Below are 19,209 nucleotides of genomic sequence, written 5' to 3'. Positions count from 1 at the left end.
CGAGATGAGATCGTTTTTTGAACCGCCCATTTCGAATTGGAAACCAGTGCGGGATGATGTTTCTTTTTTTCAGATATACTGATACAGTGCAATGATTCATAGATACGGATACTTGAAACATTCAGAGGCCGAACATGGCCGGCCGTCACAGAAAAAGGAGAAATCATGAGCAACCAGAGTATGATCGAAAGTCATTACGGTCTTGACATGCACGGTATTCATAACCTGAACACCATCTACTGGAATTTGCCCACCCCCCGACTTTATGAAGAGGTAATCCACCGTCGGGAAGGGAGGGTTGCCCATATCGGTCCCCTGGTCATTCGTACGGGACACCACACCGGACGCTCTCCCCAGGATAAATTCATCGTCCGCGAACCGACGAACGAAGGAAAAATCTGGTGGGGGGAAGCAAACCGCCCCATGTCTCCCCAGCACTTCGAGACCCTGCGCCTGCGCATGCTGGCCTATCTTCAGGGTAAAGACGTCTATGTTCAGGATTGTTTCGCCGGTGCGGCAATGGAGCATCGCATCCCCATCCGGGTCATTACGGAAACGGCCTGGCATAATCTGTTCGCACGGAATCTTTTTATTCAGGCCCAGAGGGAGGAACTCACGAACCATGTCCCTGATTTTACCCTGCTCCATGCGCCGAATTTCCACGCCATTCCTCAAATAGACGGCACCCGTTCCGAAGTTTTTATCGTCATCAACTTTGCCGAGCGCCTGGTCCTCATCGGGGGTACCCATTACGCCGGTGAAATGAAGAAATCCATTTTTTCGGTCCTCAACTATATTCTGCCTCAAAAGAACATTCTCTCCATGCATTGCTCCGCCAGTATGACCAGGACAGGGGATGTGGCCGTCTTTTTCGGGCTTTCAGGAACGGGCAAGACAACCCTGTCCACGGACGCCACCCGTGTTCTCATCGGAGACGATGAGCACGGCTGGAGTGAAGAGGGAATCTTCAACCTGGAAGGAGGATGTTATGCGAAAATTATCCGTATTTCCGCCGAAGCGGAGCCGGAAATTTATGAGACGACAAGGAAATTCGCCACAATTCTGGAAAATGTGGGATTCGACAGCACGACATGTCGTATCGATCTCGACGATGACACCCTGACGGAAAACACCCGGGCCGCCTATCCCATCAGCCATATTCCCACAGCAACACGGAAGGGTATAGGGGGGCATCCGAAAGACATCATCATGCTGACGGCGGATGCTTTCGGGGTCCTTCCTCCGATTTCAAAGCTTACTCCGGAGCAGGCAGAGTATCATTTCCTTTCAGGCTATACCGCCAGGGTGGCGGGAACGGAGAAGGGAGTGACCGAACCCGAAGCAACTTTCAGTTCCTGTTTCGGCGCGCCTTTCCTGGCTCTTTCGCCACTCGTCTATGCCCAACTCTTTCGGGAAAAGATCAACCGGCACAATGTTCGCCTTTGGCTGATCAACACGGGATGGACCGGCGGGCCCTACGGCATAGGGAGCAGGTTCCGGATCCAGGATACGCGAACCATGGTTCACGCCGCCCTCAACGGTTTGCTGGATGACGTCCCTTTCCGAAATGACCCGTTTTTTGGCATCGCTGTACCGACAACCTGCCCCGGTGTGGCGGACGACGTACTCGATCCGCGGGCGAATTGGGCAAATCCGGAAGCCTATGATGCCCAGGCGAGCAAATTGGCCTGGCTGTTCAAAGAAAACTTCAGAAAATATGCGGATGCGGTTCCCCCGGGAATTCTCGCTGCGGGTCCGACGGTTTGAGGGAGGGGCTTACCGGCCGATCGAATTCAACCCGTACAGATCCTGACGGATATTGGATGGGGAAAGGCGGGGAGGTTAAATCACCGAGTTTATAAGTGTACGGGAACCCCTCTTTCACTCAGGTATTCCTTGACCTCACGAATACGAAACGTTCTGTAGTGAAAAACCGATGCGGCCAGAAGTATTCGGGCACCCCCTTTGACAACGGCGTCATAAAAATGTTCCAGTTTCCCTGCGCCACCGGACGCCACAACCGGTACAGACACGGCTTCCGAAACGGCTTTGATGAAACGGATGTCATAACCGCCCAGGGTCCCGTCGCCGTCCATGCTCGTCGGAAGTATCAACCCCGCCCCAAGTTCCTGACAGCGCTTTGCCCATTCGACGGCGTCCTCCCCGACGGGTTTCGTTCCACCGGAAATGACCAGTTCGAAACCTGACGGCATCCCCGCATTCCTCCTGGCATCAATGGCTACGGTGATTTTTTCCGCCCCGAATCGTTTCGCCCCCTCCAAAACCAACTCCGGGTTGATGACCGCCGCCGTGTTCATCGAAACTCTGGCGGCTCCCGCACTCAGCACCTGTTCGATGTCGTTCAATTCGTTGATGCCTCCGCCCACGGTCAGGGGGATCCTCAAGACGAAGGACACCTGCTTGACCCATTCGAGATGCGTTTTACGGTTCTCCGTCGCAGCGGCGATGTCGAGCATGGCCAGCTCATCAGCCCCTTCTTCCTGGTAAAACGCGGCGTTCCCTACAGGATCTCCCGCGTCTTTGATATCGGCGAAATGAACGCCTTTGACGACACGACCGTTTTTGATATCCAGACAGGGCATCAGTTTTATCGGTTCCATGATCATTCCTTCCCGTTGCATTTTGATTCGAAGTCTTGGTCTATTCCAACCGTGATGTTTAACCCCCTGTTTTTCAATAAGCCTGGAAAAATAGGGGCTGTAAAAAATGTCCTTGAGGCCTTTTGGATCGCGGGAACGACATGAATACCTGCAAAGTTCCAACGGCCATTTACATGCGTTGACGCCATATCCACACCCCGGTAAATTTCTGATGGTCAACGACCAAAATGAAAAACCATTCTTCTTCACCAGACAGAACCGGTCCGACAGGTATGCAGCGGTGCATGAACCGATTTTCTGAAGAACGATGGAAAGAAAGGCTTATTCCAGCTTATTGATCAACAGGGCCAGATTCAGGCGGCTCCCTGTTTTTGTTTTCTCGTAGATTGAGGTCAGGTGGGCCTTGACCGTCCGTTCGGTGATCCCGAGATCCGCTGCAATTTCCAGGTTGGAGCGTCCCATGGCAACCATTTCGGCGATGCGCCACTCCGCTCTGGTCAAGCCATCCAGAGAGGTCCTTTCTTTTTTTTCGGAGGATCCTCTCTTTGTCCGGTTATAGGTCTCCTGGATCAGAAACTGAATGACTTTCTGCCCCAGCCAGACACCGCCGCCGGACACAACGCGGATGGCATCCGCCATGCGGTTCGGAGAAATATATGTATTGCCGTATCCGACGATGCCCAGTTTCAGAAAGGCAAGCCCTTCCTCTTCGTTGGGTTCATCCGAAAGAAGAAAATATTTGAGCATGGGGGTGAGTTTTTTGAGTTCCATGAATGCCTTCACATCGATGAACGAACGATGGACGATGACCAGATCGTGGTTTTTCGAAACACATTTTTGCAGGAACTCCGACAGGGTCATGGCCGTGTCGGTTTTTGTATTTTTCGGTAATAATCCGAGCCAGCGCTTGATAAGAGCCCTGTTTGAAGCTCCGAGCAGAATGTTCGCCATATTTATCTCTCCCTTAATGCCGAGGACTTTGCTCTTAAAACCGGTTTTAGAATATAGGAAAGGATGGTCTTCTTGCCGGTCAAAATATCCACGGTTGAAACCATGCCGGGAATGATCGGCAATTGATGCTGGGTGGTGCCGAGGAAGTTCTTTTTTGTCCGAAGCCTGACCAGATAAAAGCTGTTTCCCCTCTCGTCGGTAATGCTGTCTGCGCTGATATGTTCCAGTTTGGCCGGCAGACTGCCGTAAATCGTATAATCGTACGCCGTGAATTTGATATTAGCATCTTGGCCGGGCCGGAGGAAAGCGATATCTGAAGGTTTGATCTGGGCTTCGATCAGAAGGCTGCCTTCCCGAGGTACAATTTCGACAAGGTCCATGCCCGGCTGCACGACCCCCCCGATTGTAGTGACCAAAAGACGATTCACGGTACCGTTCACGGGAGAGCGCACCGCCGTGCGTTCCAGGCGATCCTTCAGGGCCAGGGAGGTGCTGGAGGATTCATCGACCTGCGCCAGCACTTCGTTTAGTTCAGCCTTGGATTTGTTCGAATAGTTCAGATTCAATTCCTGGATGGCCATCATGGCCTCCTGGTATTTCGATTGGGCCCTTGGGATTTCATGGCGAATAGAGACAATTTCTCCTTCCTTCTGGCTGACCTCCCGTTCGAGCCGCAGGATTTCCACATCTGACACGGCGCCTTTCGCAACCAACGGTTTGGTCATCCTCAACTCCTGTTGCAGCAGGGCGTTTGTACGTATCAGTTCCTCCTGTTTGCTTCTCAGTTCCTGTAACTCGATCTTTCGCTGGTGGGCCTGCTGTTTCTTGATGCTCAAACTGGACTGAAGCTCGAACATTCTGGATTGATAAAGTTCCTGTTCCAAAGCCGCTATTTCAGGTTTTTCCTTCAGAACCTCTTCCGGCACACGAAACGGCGTTCCCGAAGCCTCCGCCTCCAAACGCGCCGCTTTCGCTTTATCGGCCAGATATTTGGCACGGTTTTCCTGAAAGGACGAGGCGAAACGGGTTTCATCGATTCTCAGGAGAAGCTGGTCCTTTTCGACCAGCTCCCCCACGTTGACCAGAATTTCCGCGATGATTCCACCTTCGAGATTCTGTACGACCTGGATATGGCCGGAAGGAATCACCTTCCCTTCCCCGCGCGTTGATTCCTCCACTTCGGACAATCCCGCCCAGATCAAAAAAATCACAAACAGAAGCGTGGTGGCGTATAGAATCAAACGGCCTCCGCGTGGTGACTGAGCCATGATTGCATGCCGGATGTCGGTGATGTAATCGGGCACATCCTCAGGCATCCGGCGGAACAGTTCATTGATTTTTCGTTTCTTTTCGGTTTCGGCCAATTTTTTTCTCCCGCTAAATATTTAGTTGGCCTTTCTTCATGGCCTCAATGACAAATGATTTCGGTCCATCAGCCACAATCGTGCCGTTGTCGATGACGATCAAGCGATCCACCATTTCGAGAAGCGATGCCCGATGGGTAATCAGGATCAGGGTTTTATTTTTAATGATCTTCGACAAATTGTTCTTTAACCGAATCTCGCTTCGGTTGTCCATATTGCTGGTCGGTTCGTCCAAAACAAGAATCGGGGGATCCATCAGGAGTGCCCTTGCCAGGACCACGCATTGCCTTTGGCCGCCGGAAAGCCCCCTTCCAAACTCCTGTACCTCCATATCGAAACCCAGAGGATGATTCTTAACAAAATTATAAACACCCGTCAATTCGGCGGCCCGGAGCACAGTCTGATCATCGATGTCGTGGGTTCCCATGGTGACATTATCTCGCACCGTTCCCTTGAACAAAACAATATCCTGGGGAACGTAACCGATGAAGTGGCGCAATTCAGCCGGGTCGATCTGGCGGATATCCGTTCCGTCCATCGTGACCATGCCGTTCGTCGGCTCGAAAAGACCTAAGAGCAATTTTCCCAGTGTCGTTTTTCCCGAACCCACCGGGCCGATGATCCCCACTTTTTCTCCGGCGTTGATCTGGAGGCTGATATTATTCAAAACCTTGTTGAGCTGGTTGGGATAGGCAAAAGAAAGGCTTTTAACGCCGATGGCTCCGTCAAAATGGGATCTTAAAACAAAATTCTTGCCGTCGGGACGTTCAACGGGCAACTTCATGATGTCATCCAGCGTTCTGAGGGCTTCCTTGCAGCGGTGATAGCGGGTGGCGAGATTGACCACCTGAGCCATGGGCGCCAAGACCTGCCGGGAGAGGATGACCAGAGCAATCAAACCGCCCTGGGTCAGCCTTGCGTCGCTTATCATGTAGACGCCACCGATAACGACGACAACGACCACCGTGCTCTGAATAAAGAAAGCCACATCCTGTACGGATGAAGAAAGAAAGCGGGAACGACTGCTCCATTTTGCAATAAAACTGACCGCTTCTTCCCATGCACGCTGAATCTGGCTTTCCGCCCCGAGCATCTTGATTGTTTCAAGACCGGCGACTCCTTCCACCAAAATAGCGTTCTTCTGCGCCGAGGCTTTGACGGACCTTTCCACTGCATCCTGCAGAGGTTTCTGAACAAAATAAGCATAAGCGAGGAGACAGACAATGGCAACAGAAAACGGAAGCACCAGGATACTTCCGATGTACCAGACCACCAGAAGACCCAGAAGCATGAAAGGAATATCGATGAGGGCCGTAATGGAGAACGACGTAATGAAGTCCCGGATGCTTTCGAATTCCTGTAAATTGTTGGTAAAGGAACCAATGGATTGGGGTCGCGCCTCCATTTTCAGATCCAGCACCTTTTGCAGAAGCATCGAGGAAAGTTTCAGGTTCGTTTTTTTACCGGCTTCATCAATAAAATGACTGCGTAACCCCCTCATGACGACGGAAAAGATGTACACGATCGTCACACCGACTGACAGCACCCAAAGTGTTTCGTAGGCGCTGTTTGGAATCACCCGATCATACACATTCAACACGTAAAAGATCCCGACAAGCCCAAGAACATTGATGAGAAAGGCGGCCAACAGTACATCCCGATACACCCGCCAGGATTCCCAGATTGTCCCCCAGAACCAGTGGGTCGTCTTGCCTGCACCGGCATCGTCCAGAGATTTGTTCCCCACGCGGTACTTGGGGTTGACAAAGATGGCGTAACCCGTATAGATTTTCTCCAGTTCTTCCTTGGCGACCACCTTCTCGCCCATACCCGTTTCGGGCAAAAGGACTTTAAACCGGTTGCCGCCATCGATGACGTCGATCAGGACACAGGCCTGCCTTTCATGGAGCAGCAAAACCGCAGGCAACTGGATGGACAAAATTTCCGCAAGGGGTTTGCCCACAATGCGTGTTGATAAATCCGCCCGTGCAGCCGCCCTGGCGAACAATCCCACGGTCAGCCTGTTGTTGACCAGGGGCAAGCCTGAACTGAGGCCCGTTCTGGTGGATGGCCGGGCATGAATTTTACTGATCTGCACAAGGCAGTCGAGTAATGGATCGGCATGACCATCCGTTTCTTTGCCAATGCCCCATTCTTCCACGACGGATTCAATCATTTTATCTTCGGACATAGATTTCTACTTTCCTTTTTCCTTTTGCCGGTACATGTATTTTCACAACTGAAAGTCACCGGACCCTGTGATCTCTTTGGCATCGGTGTCCGGGTTAGCCCTTATTTTGAACTGGCACGAATCGTAGTAATTGTATATATACAAATATCCTGAAAAATCGAATCAATAAAACACCGGAGTAAATGCCATGTTGTATGTTGAACGGGATAAGGAAGGAAAAATCATCGCTTTACACAACAAGCCGAAACACAATGCCACGGAACAGAAAAAATCGATTGACCAGGATATCCTGGATTTCCTGGAACAAAATGCCACAAATGAATCCTGGCAAACCCTGCTTGCCATATCTGATATGGGCTTCATCCGTCTTCTGGAAGACATGGTCGATCTTCTGATCCGCAAAAACGTCATCATCTTTACCGAACTTCCTGAAAAAGCACAGGAAAAAATCATGGAACGGAAAAAAATCCGCGAAAAACACGCTTCCCACAGCATCCTCACCGTTGACGATATTATATGACGGCACCGGGGTGCCCCTGACTCAGGAAACCCTCCCATGCGCATCGGATACGGGAACAAGCATGCTTACCCGCGTGTCATCCCGATGCGATACCACTCCTCAAAACAGGCTACACCAAAAACGATTCAAGAGATCTTGGTTTTTCAATCATATAGCCTTTGACACCATCCAGATTCAAGTCTTTAAGAAGTCTGTACTGTTCCTCCGTTTCGACACCCTCCGCTATGACGGAAATATCGATACTGTGGGCCACACTGCAAAGAGCGCGAATATAAAAGCGGCTGTCATTTTCCTCTTCCTTAATCTCGCTCGTATAGGCGCTGTCAATCTTCACATATTCGGGTTGTAACGATTGTAAATAGGCCAGATGGCTGAAGCTTTGTCCGAAATGGTCAAGGCCCACCGCATGGCCGTGTTTTCCCGCCAACGTTTTGAATTGTCGCAACAGATCCATATTCTGCATCACGCCGAATTCGGTAAATTCGAAAACCAGGCGCGGGGCGGAAGGCGTCAATTCATCCAAAATCGTTTCTATCCATTGAAAGAAGGAGGAATCCCGGAGCGATGCCGCAGAGATATTGAGGGCGACTGTATCGACGGGAAGCCTTCGGCGGTCGATGGAGGCGATTTTTTTAATGACGAGACGGTCCAATGCCGATACCATCTCCAGGCGTTCGGCAAAGGGCATGAAGGACGCCGCGTTCAGCAATTCACCGTTCTCCTGAATGATCCGGGCAAAAACCTCGAGATGCAAAAGCTGATCCTTTTCCTGTGCCCTGACGACGGGCTGCGCATCCAGAGTGATTTTCTCTTCCCTGAACGACTTTTCCAGAAATTCTTTCCACTGCTGCCGTCCCAAAGGTGTTTCGGCGCTTTCAATTCCGATTGCCCTGCTGCGCCAGGTGTTCGGACCGCTTTGAACCGCCGAGGCCAGGGCCGCATCGGCCTCCGAAAGAAGGCGGGAAAGACTTTCGAACCCGTCAAAATAAACAACCCCGACGTGCCCCACGTTTTCCGATAGGGAAATCTTTTCCGTCGCTATCTGCTTCAGGTGGTCCGTAATTCTTCTTGAGAGCGATTCCGCCTCAAATTGAAACGCATCTGGAAGAAAAACGGCGAAATCACCCCCCGTAAGCCGTGAAAGCACGCTGTTTTCGTAAGAGATGAAGCAATCTCTCAGCAGAGTCCCCACCCTTCTGAGCAGTTCATCACCGGCCTGAAATCCTTGGCTCCGATTCAGGCCGGACAGATCGTGGAGCTGAACGAGGAAAAGCATGCCTTTTTTCTCGATTTCCCGTTTTTCCAGATAGGCGGTTGTCTGACTGTCAAAATAACGCCGGTTACCCAGACCTGTGAGGGGATCCGTGTAAGCGCGTTTTCGCAAACTCTCGGCGTTGGCCACCTGTTCCTCGAACATTTCCCGGACTTTCAGGGTCATCCGGTTCATGGCCTGAACGACCGACCTCAACTCCTTCGTCCAGGGCAGATCCTCTTGAACCTCGTATTCCTTCCGGCAAAGGGCGTTGGCCTGTTTTTCCACACGGATCAGGGGCTTCAAAAGAACCCGGAGGCCAAGAGCGCCGCCGACCAACACGAGAACACCGCAAGCCGTGAACCACAGTGTCATGTGCCCGACATCGTTCCAGAGGGTATTGTAGGCGTAGCCCGGATGACTCTTCACGTGGACGGTACCGACCTGACGCCAGCCCGACATGAGCTTTGCCGATGCCTCCGGTGTTTGCAGGCGGACGAGGGCAATAAACCATTGAGGAACCGTTTCCACGGTTATCTTCAGATTCCTTTCGAGCGTCGTCTCATTTTCATTGTCAGCCAGACGAATCGATTCATAGAATCCCCGATCAAAAACGGCATTGATCATGCTTTCCACGGTGGGCATGTCTTTGTTGACCACTGATGTGGTAATGGAAAGACCGAGGGAAGTCGCCGTATCCTGGGCATGAGATTCGAGCTGGTTCATCAGAAACGTCCGGGTACTCTCGAATTTGGCCAGCCAGCTTCCCATAAAAAGGAGAAAGAAAAGACAAAGTGTAAAAATAAATAATTGTCGGTATAGGGTCATGCACTTCCCCCCGTTTAAGGATCGTTTTCCGATATTCTTTTCAGCAGGTCATTCCAGGGCGTGATTCTGCTGCTGGAGCCGGCGAGTTTTCCCTGTCCTCGTTAGTGAGCCAGCCAAAGCCCCGTGCCGTTGAATGTAAAAACGGGCACCAGATCTGTTCTCTTCGAAGCCAACTCAACCGTATCGATCAAATTGTCAAGAATCATCGGTTCAGATCCGGGTTTACCATAGTATGTCACTACCATGTGGGGCATGTTATAGCGAACAGCTTTTACATAGGTGATGTTCAGTTTGCTCTCGGAAACCCCCATGGCTTTCAAGGTAAAATATTTTGCGATGGCAAAATCCTCACAATCTCCGGCGTTTTTACAGATGAACTGAACCGGAGTGGCCCAGTAATCCCTCACCCCCCAGAGGTCCACGTCATTCGCAAACGCCATTCTGTTAAAGAAACGGTTGGTTTTTTCCAATTTTTGAAGATCGGTCAACCTCTTACCGATACGAATCAGTTCCTCCCATTGCATAAGCCTGTCCACCGCCGCTTTACCGTATTTTTGTTCCACTTTGACCAAGAGCTCCTGATTCAAACGAAAATTTTCTTTGGTGAATGCGGAACACAAAATAGCGAAAAAGAACAGGCATATCTGGAAAAGTATTATCCATCTAAGTATGTTGTTGTTCCCAGTCAATTTCCTTCAGTCGCAGTTTCTCGTGAAAGTCATCATAATGAATTTTCCGTATTCATCAAATCGGTCAAATGTTGTTAAAACTTTAGAAGAATTGGTAAATATGGGGAAAGTGCCTAAAGGGTTATAATTGACAGAAGATAAAGAAAGTGATCCGGATAGCATAAAAAAAATACTCCCCGGTGTTTACCGGGGAGTATTGCCGTCTGGTGGATTCATTTTCGGATCCGTTGTTAATCTTCCTGATCCATCTCCGCCTCTGCTGCCGATGCTTCATCCGGTGCCGCCCCCTCTTCGGAAGCCGATTTCTTCACCACCGCGACCTGATCTCTTTCGACGACGCTCTCTTCCGGCCATTCAAGCTCCATCGTTTTTGTCAAAAGCCCCATTCCGCTCAGAACACGGTATTCAGCATACCTCTTCTGGTATTTTGCCGTCACGAGATCCGATTTTGCATTGATATATTCCGCCTGCGTATCCAAAACATCAAACATCGTCCGGCGCCCGATTGTCCACTGTGCCGTAAATGCTTCCGCTGTCAAGCCGGCGGCTTTCGCGTATTCCTCGAGATTCTTGACACGGTCCTGGGCCGCCAGATAGGCCTCATAAGAGAGGCGAATGGAATGAACCAGTTGGCGTTGTGTGCTGTTCCTTATCTCTTCGGCTTCATTGATCAGGTATCGGGTTTCGTCAATCCGCCCTTTGTCCTTGAAGCCATTAAAAATGTTGAAACGCACATTCGCCATGGCCGTCAGATCTTCCTCGTAGGGAATGGAATCAACATCATCCGCCCATCGATAATCCACGGTGAGATCAAGGCTTGGATAATTGACTCGTTTTGCCGTCTCGTGCTGCTTTTGACGCGCCTCCAGGTCTGCCTGTGCCGATTTCAGGAGAGGATAATTTTTGATGGCAGTCTGTTCCGCTTCTTCCTTGGTGGGAGGAATAACCGCTTCAACCGATTCCGGCCTTTCCAGTTCTTCCGGAAGATGGCCGATGACGGCCTGATAATCCGTCCTCCCATCCTCAAGATTCGCCTTGGCAACGACCAGATTCGATTGGGCCAGGGCCAGACGGCCCATAACCTGTTCGAGATCGGCCCTCCGATCAATACCGGCCTGACTTCTCATTTTCATTTGATCGTAAATTCGTTCATGAATCAGGAGATTTTCTTTCGCCAGATCCAGCAGGTCTTGTTGCTGCAAAACACTCAGATAGACTTTGCAGGCCTGTAAACCGATGACCTCCGACTGGGCCTGCAGCAAGTAGGCCTGCGATTTGACCCGCGCCTGCTGGCGTTGGACTTCGGACAAGGTGGCGCCACCTTCAAACACATTCTGCCTGAGACTCAGGATCGCTTCCCTCGGCCAATCGTGATCCTTGAAGGGATGCTCCTTTCTGTAATATCCTGCCCGACCGAGGGCATCCAGGGTTGGAAAGAACCTGGATTTAGCCTGCACAACCTCCTGCTCTCTCGCCAGCCTGTTATAGGCGGCGGCACGAATATCCGGATTCGATTTCAGTATGGCCTGAACGGCGTCCTGAATCGTTTCCCCTTGGACGGGTTCAAATCCAGAAAAAAGAAATAACACAACAAGGGAAATGGCGTACCTCAAAAATAATCTCATTTTCCTTATTCTCCTTTCTCGCTGAGAAAATACCTGTGGAAAAACAGAGTTATCAAACATTTACAATCCTCTCCCACTTCTGAAAATCGGCAACTCAATGAAAACTGACAATGAGGAACCCTGCTTTCTAAAGATTTTAATGTCACGGATAACTTACAACGAACGTGTAAGATGTATTTAACGATGTATTATAAACCATGTTTTTGTATATGCAAACATTATCTCATTGAAAAATGGTGCCTAGGGAGAGAATCGAACTCTCACGACTACGAAAGCCGAGGGATTTTAAGTCCCTTGCGTCTACCCGTTCCGCCACCCAGGCAACCAAAAGCAAAAAATGGTTTAATCGATTCGTAATCCGTTTTCAAGGAAAATCTGCTCTTCTTGTACTGTAGAACGGTTAATGCAATTTCCAGGCGTTGCCCGGGAAAAGCGACTTCATGAAATTGAAGAGGTCGTCGAGATCACCGTGTACACCGTTTATGATCATGCCAACGGACGACCGGCGTTGAGCTTTTCATAAAGACGCAGGTATTCCGCGATCATGTTATTCAGATCGTAACGCTCCCTGGCTTCCCGCATAATCCTTTCAATTTGCTCGTTCCGAACAGCAAGCGGTTTTCGGTGAAAATGAACGCTTTTCTGCATACCATACCAAAGACCGCCCGCATCATAATCCCGAAACAAAAAACCGTTTCCCACATCAACGGGGGCCCCGTCGATTTTCAGGAGCAATTCCCTTATCTTGTCATGATACCCGCCCGTGTCCCTGTTCGTGGCCGTGGCGCCGAAGAGGTTGCCAACCTGATCGATCTGGCCGCAGGGCTCATACAACGATGCGCCGAACACATCACTTGCCGCGGCAAACCCCAACATGGAAAGACTGTCGCTGAAAGGATGGTAGGCGATTCGCCCTTTCGAGGAATAGGCGATTCGTCCCATGATATCCACATGAGTCCGATCACTTCCGACACCGTCCGCGACAACGGCAATCTGCGTATCAGGAAATGTGTCAACAAAGGGTCCGGCTATCTCTTCGAGAAGCTGGACGCCCTTTTGCGTCGGATCAAGCCGTGAAGGCCAAAAAAAGAGAATCGCGTTTGGATCCACGCTCAGGCCCGTTCTTCGTTGAAATTCCACGAGATTGGCTTGCTTGGCTTCATAAAAATTGTCCGGATCGTATTTTTGAATGAGGTATTCGCAATTCTCCGGATACATAGCGGAGGCCGGTGCATTGATAATGTACCTGGCTGAATCACTGTAATATTTGGCCTTGACCTCGTTGCGAACGCTCCATGGAATGATGTTGCGGTCCATGAAATAGCCTTCCACGACCTCGCGAAGAAACCGCTCACCAACAAAATTGATCAACGTCGAATTTTTGATGGCCGTAGCCTGGCAATCGACACAGCGCCTCCCGTCCATGAAGCCGAAATATAGATTTTCGGACAATTCCTCCACAGCGATCCCCGTGTAGGTGTCAAGGGGGATAAGAGCGGTGAAATCATTGTGTACAGTATGAAGCAATGGAATACCCGCGGCCTTGGCGTAAGCGGAAATCATCCCCCCCGCCATCCAGTCATGACTGTGCATGATCATGTTTCCCTTGTGGCGTGCCCGAACATTTTTGATAACGTGCTGAATGACCGCCCCCTGAAACTCAGCGGCCGTCAACAGCGGGTCGCCGGAATAGGCGCTCAAATGGTCCGCGAAGGTGGAAGAACTGACAAGATGAATGTTTTTCGAATCCATCTTGTAGCGGATCTCCCTCCATTCTTTTTCATCAACCTGCGACTCTTTCTGAAATCTTTTCTTTAAATTGAGCGTGGCGATATGTACGTCGATGCCTCTATCCGTCAAACCTTCACACAAGGCCGACACCACTTCTCCCTGCCCGCCGCTTTTTCCGGAAATATACCGGGCCAGTTCGCCCATATCTTCCGGAAGCTTTCCCGTCTCCGGAGTAATCAAAAGGACCGCCGTTCTTTCCGCCCTTTTGAGTATTTCATAACGCCGTATTGAATTTTCGAGGTCATCAATTTTACGGGTCAGGACATGTGTGGGCTGAGCGATGGAACCGCCGTATGGATTGAAATAGGAGTGAACGGCGTGATCCTCACCTATATGTTCATGCAGGAAATAGACATGATCGGATGTGGTCAGGTAGCGCCATTTTTCCAAATGATCGCCGCCCGCTTTTTTGACATCCCTTTCCATTATTTCGATGTCCCGGAACAAGCTGTACTGCGTCGGGTTGCCGAGCCAGCCGAAGGTATCCCTTCCCGCGTCCGCCCATGATGATGTCGAAAGGGCGTGAATGTCGATAACCGGACAGTCGACGTTGTTTTGAAAGGACTCGGCGATTTCCGACGGGTTTTGTAAAACAATGCTTGGCTTTCTCATCAGCGCCTCTGGCAGGTTGCGCCAGAATTCAAATATTCCCCGCTCCTTCCAGATATGTTCGCCGATGTGTTCAAAATCGTAACCGAGGATGACCGCCTCGCCGTCAACCTGGGCGATGTATTCCGCATACTGATCCGGACTGATCGGCATCTGGGGAAAACGGAAAGCGATATCGTCGCTCAAATCACGATTTCGGGGGAGCACCAGGATGTCCGTGCCTTTCGCCCGGAAAACCGCATTGGGAGAAATGGGGTGGTTTCCCAGGGTGTACATATCGTTTCTTTTTTCGCAGAGCATGGCCATATAGCCCATATCCGCCACCACCTCGGCGATTTGATTGTTGAACATGAGTTCTGTATTCCGAAACGATGTCGGAAAGATACCGAACAACCTGCGCATTTTGTCACGATGCAGACTGACCTGATCACGAAATTCCTTCTTGCGCGGGTCCTCGAACAGACTGCTCAATGAGTGATAGTAGGTCTCTTCAAGATACTCGACTTGACGATGCTTTTCTCCCGTTTCGATCAGAGTTTTCAGGGCTTTGATGACGTCGGGCTTGTATTTTTCAGCCTGTTCCAAAAACGTGCCGGACATGCTGAGGGTGATCTTGAATGACGGATAATTCCTGATGAGCTCGTCGAACATGGACAAGGCTGGCATGTAGCATTTTTCTGAAACCTTGAGAAAAACATTGCGGTTCATTTCCTCCCAGAGGAAACGATCCCGGTCCGGGTGAAGGCGCATCGGCTGATGAAGCTGAAAGTAAAGGGTTAATATCGGCATAAATCCTCTGACCCGCGGAAAAGTTAATGATGAAGGGACAACGTGTTCATGGACTGGAAAACACAAGAAAATATCGTTATAAAACGATGCCCATGGAAACAAACCCTCATGTTGTGGTAGTAGAGGTATATTAGACACATTATGGATAATCTTCAACATCATATTGACCACGGGAAAAAGGAAAAGAGAATCGGTCTGGCTCTCGGCAGCGGTTCAGCGAGGGGATGGTCACATATCGGCGTGATCCAATGTCTGCTGGATGCAGGGATTCCCATCCACCTGGTCTGCGGTTCCTCGATGGGCGCTGTTGTCGGCGGAGCCTATGCCGCCGGTATCCTCGACGCTCTCGAAGATTTCGCCCGGGAATTTTCATGGATAGATTTTCTTAAATTCATGGATGTAAGTCTGTCACGCCGGGGTCTTCTCGAAGGCGACAACATAACGAATTTTTTTCGGGAAATAATTTCCGACAAAATGATCGAAAATCTCCCCTTACCCTATGGTGCCGTTGCCGTGGATCTGCTCTCGGGAGAGGAAATCTGTTTTCGCAAAGGTCCGCTTCTGGATGCCATGCGGGCCAGCTTTTCCCTGCCGGGTCTTTTTACACCATTTGAAAGAGGACAACAGTGGCTCATCGACGGGGGATTGGTAAATCCCGTACCGGTTTCGTTGTGTCGCGCCATGGAGGCGGATCTGGTGATCGCCGTGAATTTAAACGATGATATTCTGGGGAAGAATTTTTCAAGGAAAAACAGTCGGATCAACAACGGCCTGCATGACAAATTGTTCGATGTCCTCCACTCCGACTTCCTCAGAAACAACCTTTCATTCATAAAGCGCTTTGAACGCCCCGATGAGAAAACAGAAAAAACACCAAACATGATCGAGGTCATGGCTAACGCCATCTATATCATGCAGGACCGGATCACACGGCAGAGATTGCTCGAAGACCGTCCCGACATCCTGATTTCACCCCGCTTATCCGCGATTGGGCTGCTGGAATTTCACAAGGCCAGGGAAGCCATCGAGGCCGGATGGGAGTCGACGAACTCTCTCATCCCCTCCATTCTGGAGCAACTTGGCCAAATAGGATAAACCCATCGGAAAAACGGTTTAACTATGCGAAACAACGCTTCACTCCACCACCGGGTCAACATACGCTATCCGCCAGCGCTACCGATTCTCCGGGAAAAAAAGGCCATTCAACTGGCCATCCTCAAAAATCAGGTGATCATCATCTGTGGTGCCACCGGTTCAGGCAAATCCACGCAGATACCCAAAATGTGCCTCGAAGCGGGACGGGGGAAAAAAGGGAAAATCGCTTGCACCCAGCCAAGACGTATTGCCGCGGTCACCATCGCCCATCGCATCGCGGAAGAACTTGGGGAAACCGTGGGAGGGACTGTAGGTTACAAAATTAGATTCGAGGAAAAAATCAGCCGTCGATCAATCATTAAGATCATGACCGACGGTATCCTCCTGGCCGAAACGCAACATGATCCACAACTCCGGCAATACGACACAATTATCATTGATGAAGCGCATGAACGGAGTCTCAATATCGACTTTATTCTGGGAATCCTGGTTGACCTCCTGAAGCGAAGAAAAGATCTGAAACTCATCATCACCTCGGCCACCCTCGATAGCGAAAAGTTTTCCCGGGCCTTTTCCCATGCCCCGGTCATTGAAGTATCGGAACGAATGTATCCGGTCGAAGTGCGTTACCGGCCCCCTGACCACGAATCGGAGGAGAAGGGTGATTTAAATTATATTGACACAGCCGTTGATGCGATCGAGGAGCTTCTGATGGAAGAAACCGTCGGTGACGTCCTTGTTTTCATGCCCACTGAACAGGATATCCGTGACTGCTGTGAAATGCTGAAGGGGAAAAATGACACAGACGTACGAATTTTGCATCTTTACGCCCGCCTGCCCTGGTCAGACCAGAAAAAAGTCTTTCAGGGAACGAAAAGAAAAGTCATTGTGGCGACAAACGTTGCGGAAACGTCTTTGACCATACCCGGCATCCGTTTTGTCATCGACACCGGTTTGGCCAGAATACTCTGTTTCAATCCCGGAACTGGAACCACCAGTTTACCCATCCTTCCCATTTCCCAAAGCAGTGCAAACCAGCGGGCAGGCCGCTGCGGACGGATTCAAAATGGTGTCTGCGTAAGACTTTACGATGAAGACGATTACCATAGGCGCCCAAAATTCAACACACCGGAAATACTCCGTTCAAACCTGGCGGGCGTCATCCTCCAGATGTTGTCGCTGAATCTGCCGAAAATCCAGATATTTCCGTTTATTGACAGGCCTGCTGAAAAAGCCATTCGGGACGGGTTCAATTTGCTCCACGAACTGGGGGCCATCGAGTGGACCCGAGGAAAAACGACGAAGGGGGCTTTTCACTGCAAATTAACCGATTATGGACGGTTGATGGCGCTTCTGCCCATCGATCCCCGTGTGTCGCGGATGATCATTGAGGGACGCCGCGAAAAATGCCTTCATGAGGTCATTGTCATTGCCTCGGCCCTGAGCATTCGGGACCCCCGCGAAAGGCCTGCGGAAAAGGAAAAATCGGCGGATGAAATACATGGCCGCCTGAAAAATACGCAGTCGGATTTTCTGACTATGCTCGATATATGGCGGCTTTACAGGGAGGCATGGGAAACCCGCCGGTCTGAAAAGAAAATGAGGGTCTTCTGTCGGGAGTTCTTTTTATCCTATCACAGGATGCGGGAATGGCGGGACATTTATCATCAGATCGTCACCATCCTGCAACAGCATCGGGAGTACCGATTGGCCCTGGACTCTTCTTCGGCCCAAACTTCTTTGGAAACAGCCGCGTTTTCTGAGCTGACCCCGGACGATCCACCCTACGAAGCAATCCATAAATCGATTGTATCGGGCTATCTTTCGAATATTGCACAGAAAAAAGAAAACAAATTGTTTCTGGCGGCCAGGAACAGGAACGTTTTCATTTTTCCCGGCTCAGGCCTTTTTTCGAAAAGCGGCAGATGGATTGTGGCAGCAGAATATGTTGAAACATCGAAGCCATACGCCAGAACCGTTGCGAATATCAAGGTAGAATGGCTGGAGAAACTCGGTGACCATCTGTGCAAACGCACTTACACGGATCCTCACTGGGACGCTGAAAAGGGGGAAGTCAGGGCCTACATGCAGGTTAGCCTCTTCGGTTTGGTCATCGTTCCCCGAAGACGCGTTGCATACGGGAACATAGATCCGGATGTATCGGAGTCGGTGTTTCTCGAGGCACTCGTTGACGGGGATGTTTCCCGAAAGATGCCTTTTCTTGTTCACAACCAAAGACTGATCGCACGCATCAGGCGCTATGAGGAAAAAATCCGGAAAAGAAACCTGCTGATCAGCAGAGACGGGCAAATCGCATTTTATCGCCGCCGAACCTCGGGAACGACGAGTGTTCATGCACTGCGGAAACTAATTTTCCAACGGGGTTCAGATGATTTTTTGAGAATGTCGGAGCGGGATCTGCTGATCAAGGAACTTCTGCCCGAGGATATACAGGTCAATTTTCCAGATTCGATGCAGATCGGGGGGATCCCCCTTCAACTTTCTTATGCCCTTGCGCCGGGTTCGGAACGGGACGGGGTAACCATGAAAGTACCGATCAGCGCCCTGTCCATGGTGGTTTCCGCTATGAATGACCCGATAATACCTGGCCTGAGGGGAGAAAAAATCCATGGTCTTCTCAAAAGTTTGCCCAAAGCCTACCGTGTTCAGCTCCACCCGATCAGGGCAAGGGCCGCTGTTATTCATGCGAAGTTTAAATAGTCGTATCTGAAAAACATCATAACCATTTAATATTACTTGACAATGATCATTTTTTATGCGATGTAATTTGCAAGATTTTAACCCTTAACCCCTATTTTTCTTGCAAATTACACAGATGAAACCAAAACAATCAGAAAGTAAAAAACGGCAACGTGACCTTTTT

At 50.3% G+C, this 19,209-nt stretch carries 11 protein-coding genes, 1 tRNA gene and 1 pseudogene; 4 read left to right on the top strand and 9 right to left on the bottom strand.

Annotated features, from left to right (window positions below):
- Positions 1 to 165 precede the first annotated feature (165 nt).
- A complete protein-coding gene (gene pckA / locus GX147_03970) occupies positions 166 to 1,767 on the top strand; it encodes a phosphoenolpyruvate carboxykinase (ATP) (protein ID NLN59855.1) in 1,602 nt (533 codons plus the stop codon).
- An 89-nt stretch (positions 1,768 to 1,856) separates the two neighbouring features.
- Here pckA and hisF read toward each other — a convergent pair whose 3' ends face one another.
- The 4 genes from hisF to GX147_03950 all read right to left on the bottom strand — a co-directional run bounded on the left by hisF (position 1,857) and on the right by GX147_03950 (position 7,127).
- Complete coding sequence (hisF, locus tag GX147_03965; protein NLN59854.1) at positions 1,857 to 2,621, bottom strand: imidazole glycerol phosphate synthase subunit HisF; 765 nt, start codon at positions 2,619 to 2,621, stop codon at positions 1,857 to 1,859.
- A 321-nt stretch (positions 2,622 to 2,942) separates the two neighbouring features.
- Positions 2,943 to 3,572, bottom strand: a complete 630-nt coding sequence (locus tag GX147_03960; protein ID NLN59853.1) for a response regulator transcription factor — start codon at positions 3,570 to 3,572, stop codon at positions 2,943 to 2,945.
- A gap of 2 nt (positions 3,573 to 3,574) precedes the next feature.
- Entirely contained in the window at positions 3,575 to 4,888 is a 1,314-nt protein-coding gene (locus tag GX147_03955; GenBank protein NLN59852.1) for an HlyD family type I secretion periplasmic adaptor subunit, read from the bottom strand.
- A 61-nt stretch (positions 4,889 to 4,949) separates the two neighbouring features.
- Complete coding sequence (locus GX147_03950) at positions 4,950 to 7,127, bottom strand: type I secretion system permease/ATPase (GenBank protein NLN59851.1); 2,178 nt, start codon at positions 7,125 to 7,127, stop codon at positions 4,950 to 4,952.
- Between the two features lie 187 nt (positions 7,128 to 7,314).
- Between GX147_03950 and GX147_03945 the strand changes: the two genes are divergently transcribed.
- Positions 7,315 to 7,647 carry a hypothetical protein gene (locus GX147_03945; protein NLN59850.1) on the top strand — a complete coding sequence of 111 codons (333 nt, stop codon included), beginning with the start codon at positions 7,315 to 7,317 and terminating at the stop codon, positions 7,645 to 7,647.
- 109 nt (positions 7,648 to 7,756) lie between these two features.
- Here GX147_03945 and GX147_03940 read toward each other — a convergent pair whose 3' ends face one another.
- The 5 genes and pseudogenes from GX147_03940 to GX147_03920 all read right to left on the bottom strand — a co-directional run bounded on the left by GX147_03940 (position 7,757) and on the right by GX147_03920 (position 15,230).
- Positions 7,757 to 9,727 carry an EAL domain-containing protein gene (locus GX147_03940; protein ID NLN59849.1) on the bottom strand — a complete coding sequence of 657 codons (1,971 nt, stop codon included), beginning with the start codon at positions 9,725 to 9,727 and terminating at the stop codon, positions 7,757 to 7,759.
- Positions 9,728 to 9,741: 14 nt separating this feature from the next.
- Positions 9,742 to 10,251, bottom strand: a pseudogene (locus GX147_03935) (sulfate adenylyltransferase).
- 395 nt (positions 10,252 to 10,646) lie between these two features.
- The gene (locus GX147_03930) at positions 10,647 to 12,041 is read right to left on the bottom strand and encodes a TolC family outer membrane protein (protein ID NLN59848.1); all 1,395 of its coding nucleotides are present in this window, start codon (positions 12,039 to 12,041) and stop codon (positions 10,647 to 10,649) included.
- A 234-nt stretch (positions 12,042 to 12,275) separates the two neighbouring features.
- A tRNA-Leu gene (locus GX147_03925) sits at positions 12,276 to 12,363 on the bottom strand.
- 164 nt (positions 12,364 to 12,527) lie between these two features.
- The gene (locus GX147_03920) at positions 12,528 to 15,230 is read right to left on the bottom strand and encodes a glycosyltransferase (protein ID NLN59847.1); all 2,703 of its coding nucleotides are present in this window, start codon (positions 15,228 to 15,230) and stop codon (positions 12,528 to 12,530) included.
- Positions 15,231 to 15,371: 141 nt separating this feature from the next.
- On the opposite strand from GX147_03920, the gene GX147_03915 reads away from it, so the two are divergent.
- Both GX147_03915 and hrpA read left to right on the top strand, forming a co-directional pair.
- Positions 15,372 to 16,325 (top strand): patatin, encoded by a 954-nt coding sequence (locus GX147_03915; protein ID NLN59846.1) that lies wholly within the window; start codon positions 15,372 to 15,374, stop codon positions 16,323 to 16,325.
- 24 nt (positions 16,326 to 16,349) lie between these two features.
- Complete coding sequence (gene hrpA / locus GX147_03910) at positions 16,350 to 19,046, top strand: ATP-dependent RNA helicase HrpA (protein NLN59845.1); 2,697 nt, start codon at positions 16,350 to 16,352, stop codon at positions 19,044 to 19,046.
- Positions 19,047 to 19,209: the final 163 nt, after the last annotated feature.

The sequence above is a fragment of the Deltaproteobacteria bacterium genome (assembly GCA_012522415.1).
Taxonomy (GTDB): Bacteria; Desulfobacterota; Syntrophia; order Syntrophales; family JAAYKM01; genus JAAYKM01.
The sequence above is the reverse complement of the archived record's forward strand: the minus strand, read 5'-3'. Positions and strand labels throughout refer to the sequence as shown.

Bases quoted from the DNA above. Each gene is read 5' to 3' on its own strand.
- pckA (NLN59855.1), top strand. From the start codon at position 166: ATGAGCAACCAGAGTATGATCGAAAGTCATTACGGTCTTGACATGCAC.
- GX147_03960 (NLN59853.1), bottom strand. From the start codon at position 3,572: ATGGCGAACATTCTGCTCGGAGCTTCAAACAGGGCTCTTATCAAGCGC.
- hrpA (NLN59845.1), top strand. From the start codon at position 16,350: ATGCGAAACAACGCTTCACTCCACCACCGGGTCAACATACGCTATCCG.
- GX147_03940 (NLN59849.1), bottom strand. From the start codon at position 9,727: ATGACCCTATACCGACAATTATTTATTTTTACACTTTGTCTTTTCTTT.
- GX147_03955 (NLN59852.1), bottom strand. From the start codon at position 4,888: ATGCCTGAGGATGTGCCCGATTACATCACCGACATCCGGCATGCAATC.
- hisF (NLN59854.1), bottom strand. From the start codon at position 2,621: ATGGAACCGATAAAACTGATGCCCTGTCTGGATATCAAAAACGGTCGT.
- GX147_03915 (NLN59846.1), top strand. From the start codon at position 15,372: ATGGATAATCTTCAACATCATATTGACCACGGGAAAAAGGAAAAGAGA.
- GX147_03920 (NLN59847.1), bottom strand. From the start codon at position 15,230: ATGCCGATATTAACCCTTTACTTTCAGCTTCATCAGCCGATGCGCCTT.
- GX147_03945 (NLN59850.1), top strand. From the start codon at position 7,315: ATGTTGTATGTTGAACGGGATAAGGAAGGAAAAATCATCGCTTTACAC.
- GX147_03950 (NLN59851.1), bottom strand. From the start codon at position 7,127: ATGTCCGAAGATAAAATGATTGAATCCGTCGTGGAAGAATGGGGCATT.
- GX147_03930 (NLN59848.1), bottom strand. From the start codon at position 12,041: ATGAGATTATTTTTGAGGTACGCCATTTCCCTTGTTGTGTTATTTCTT.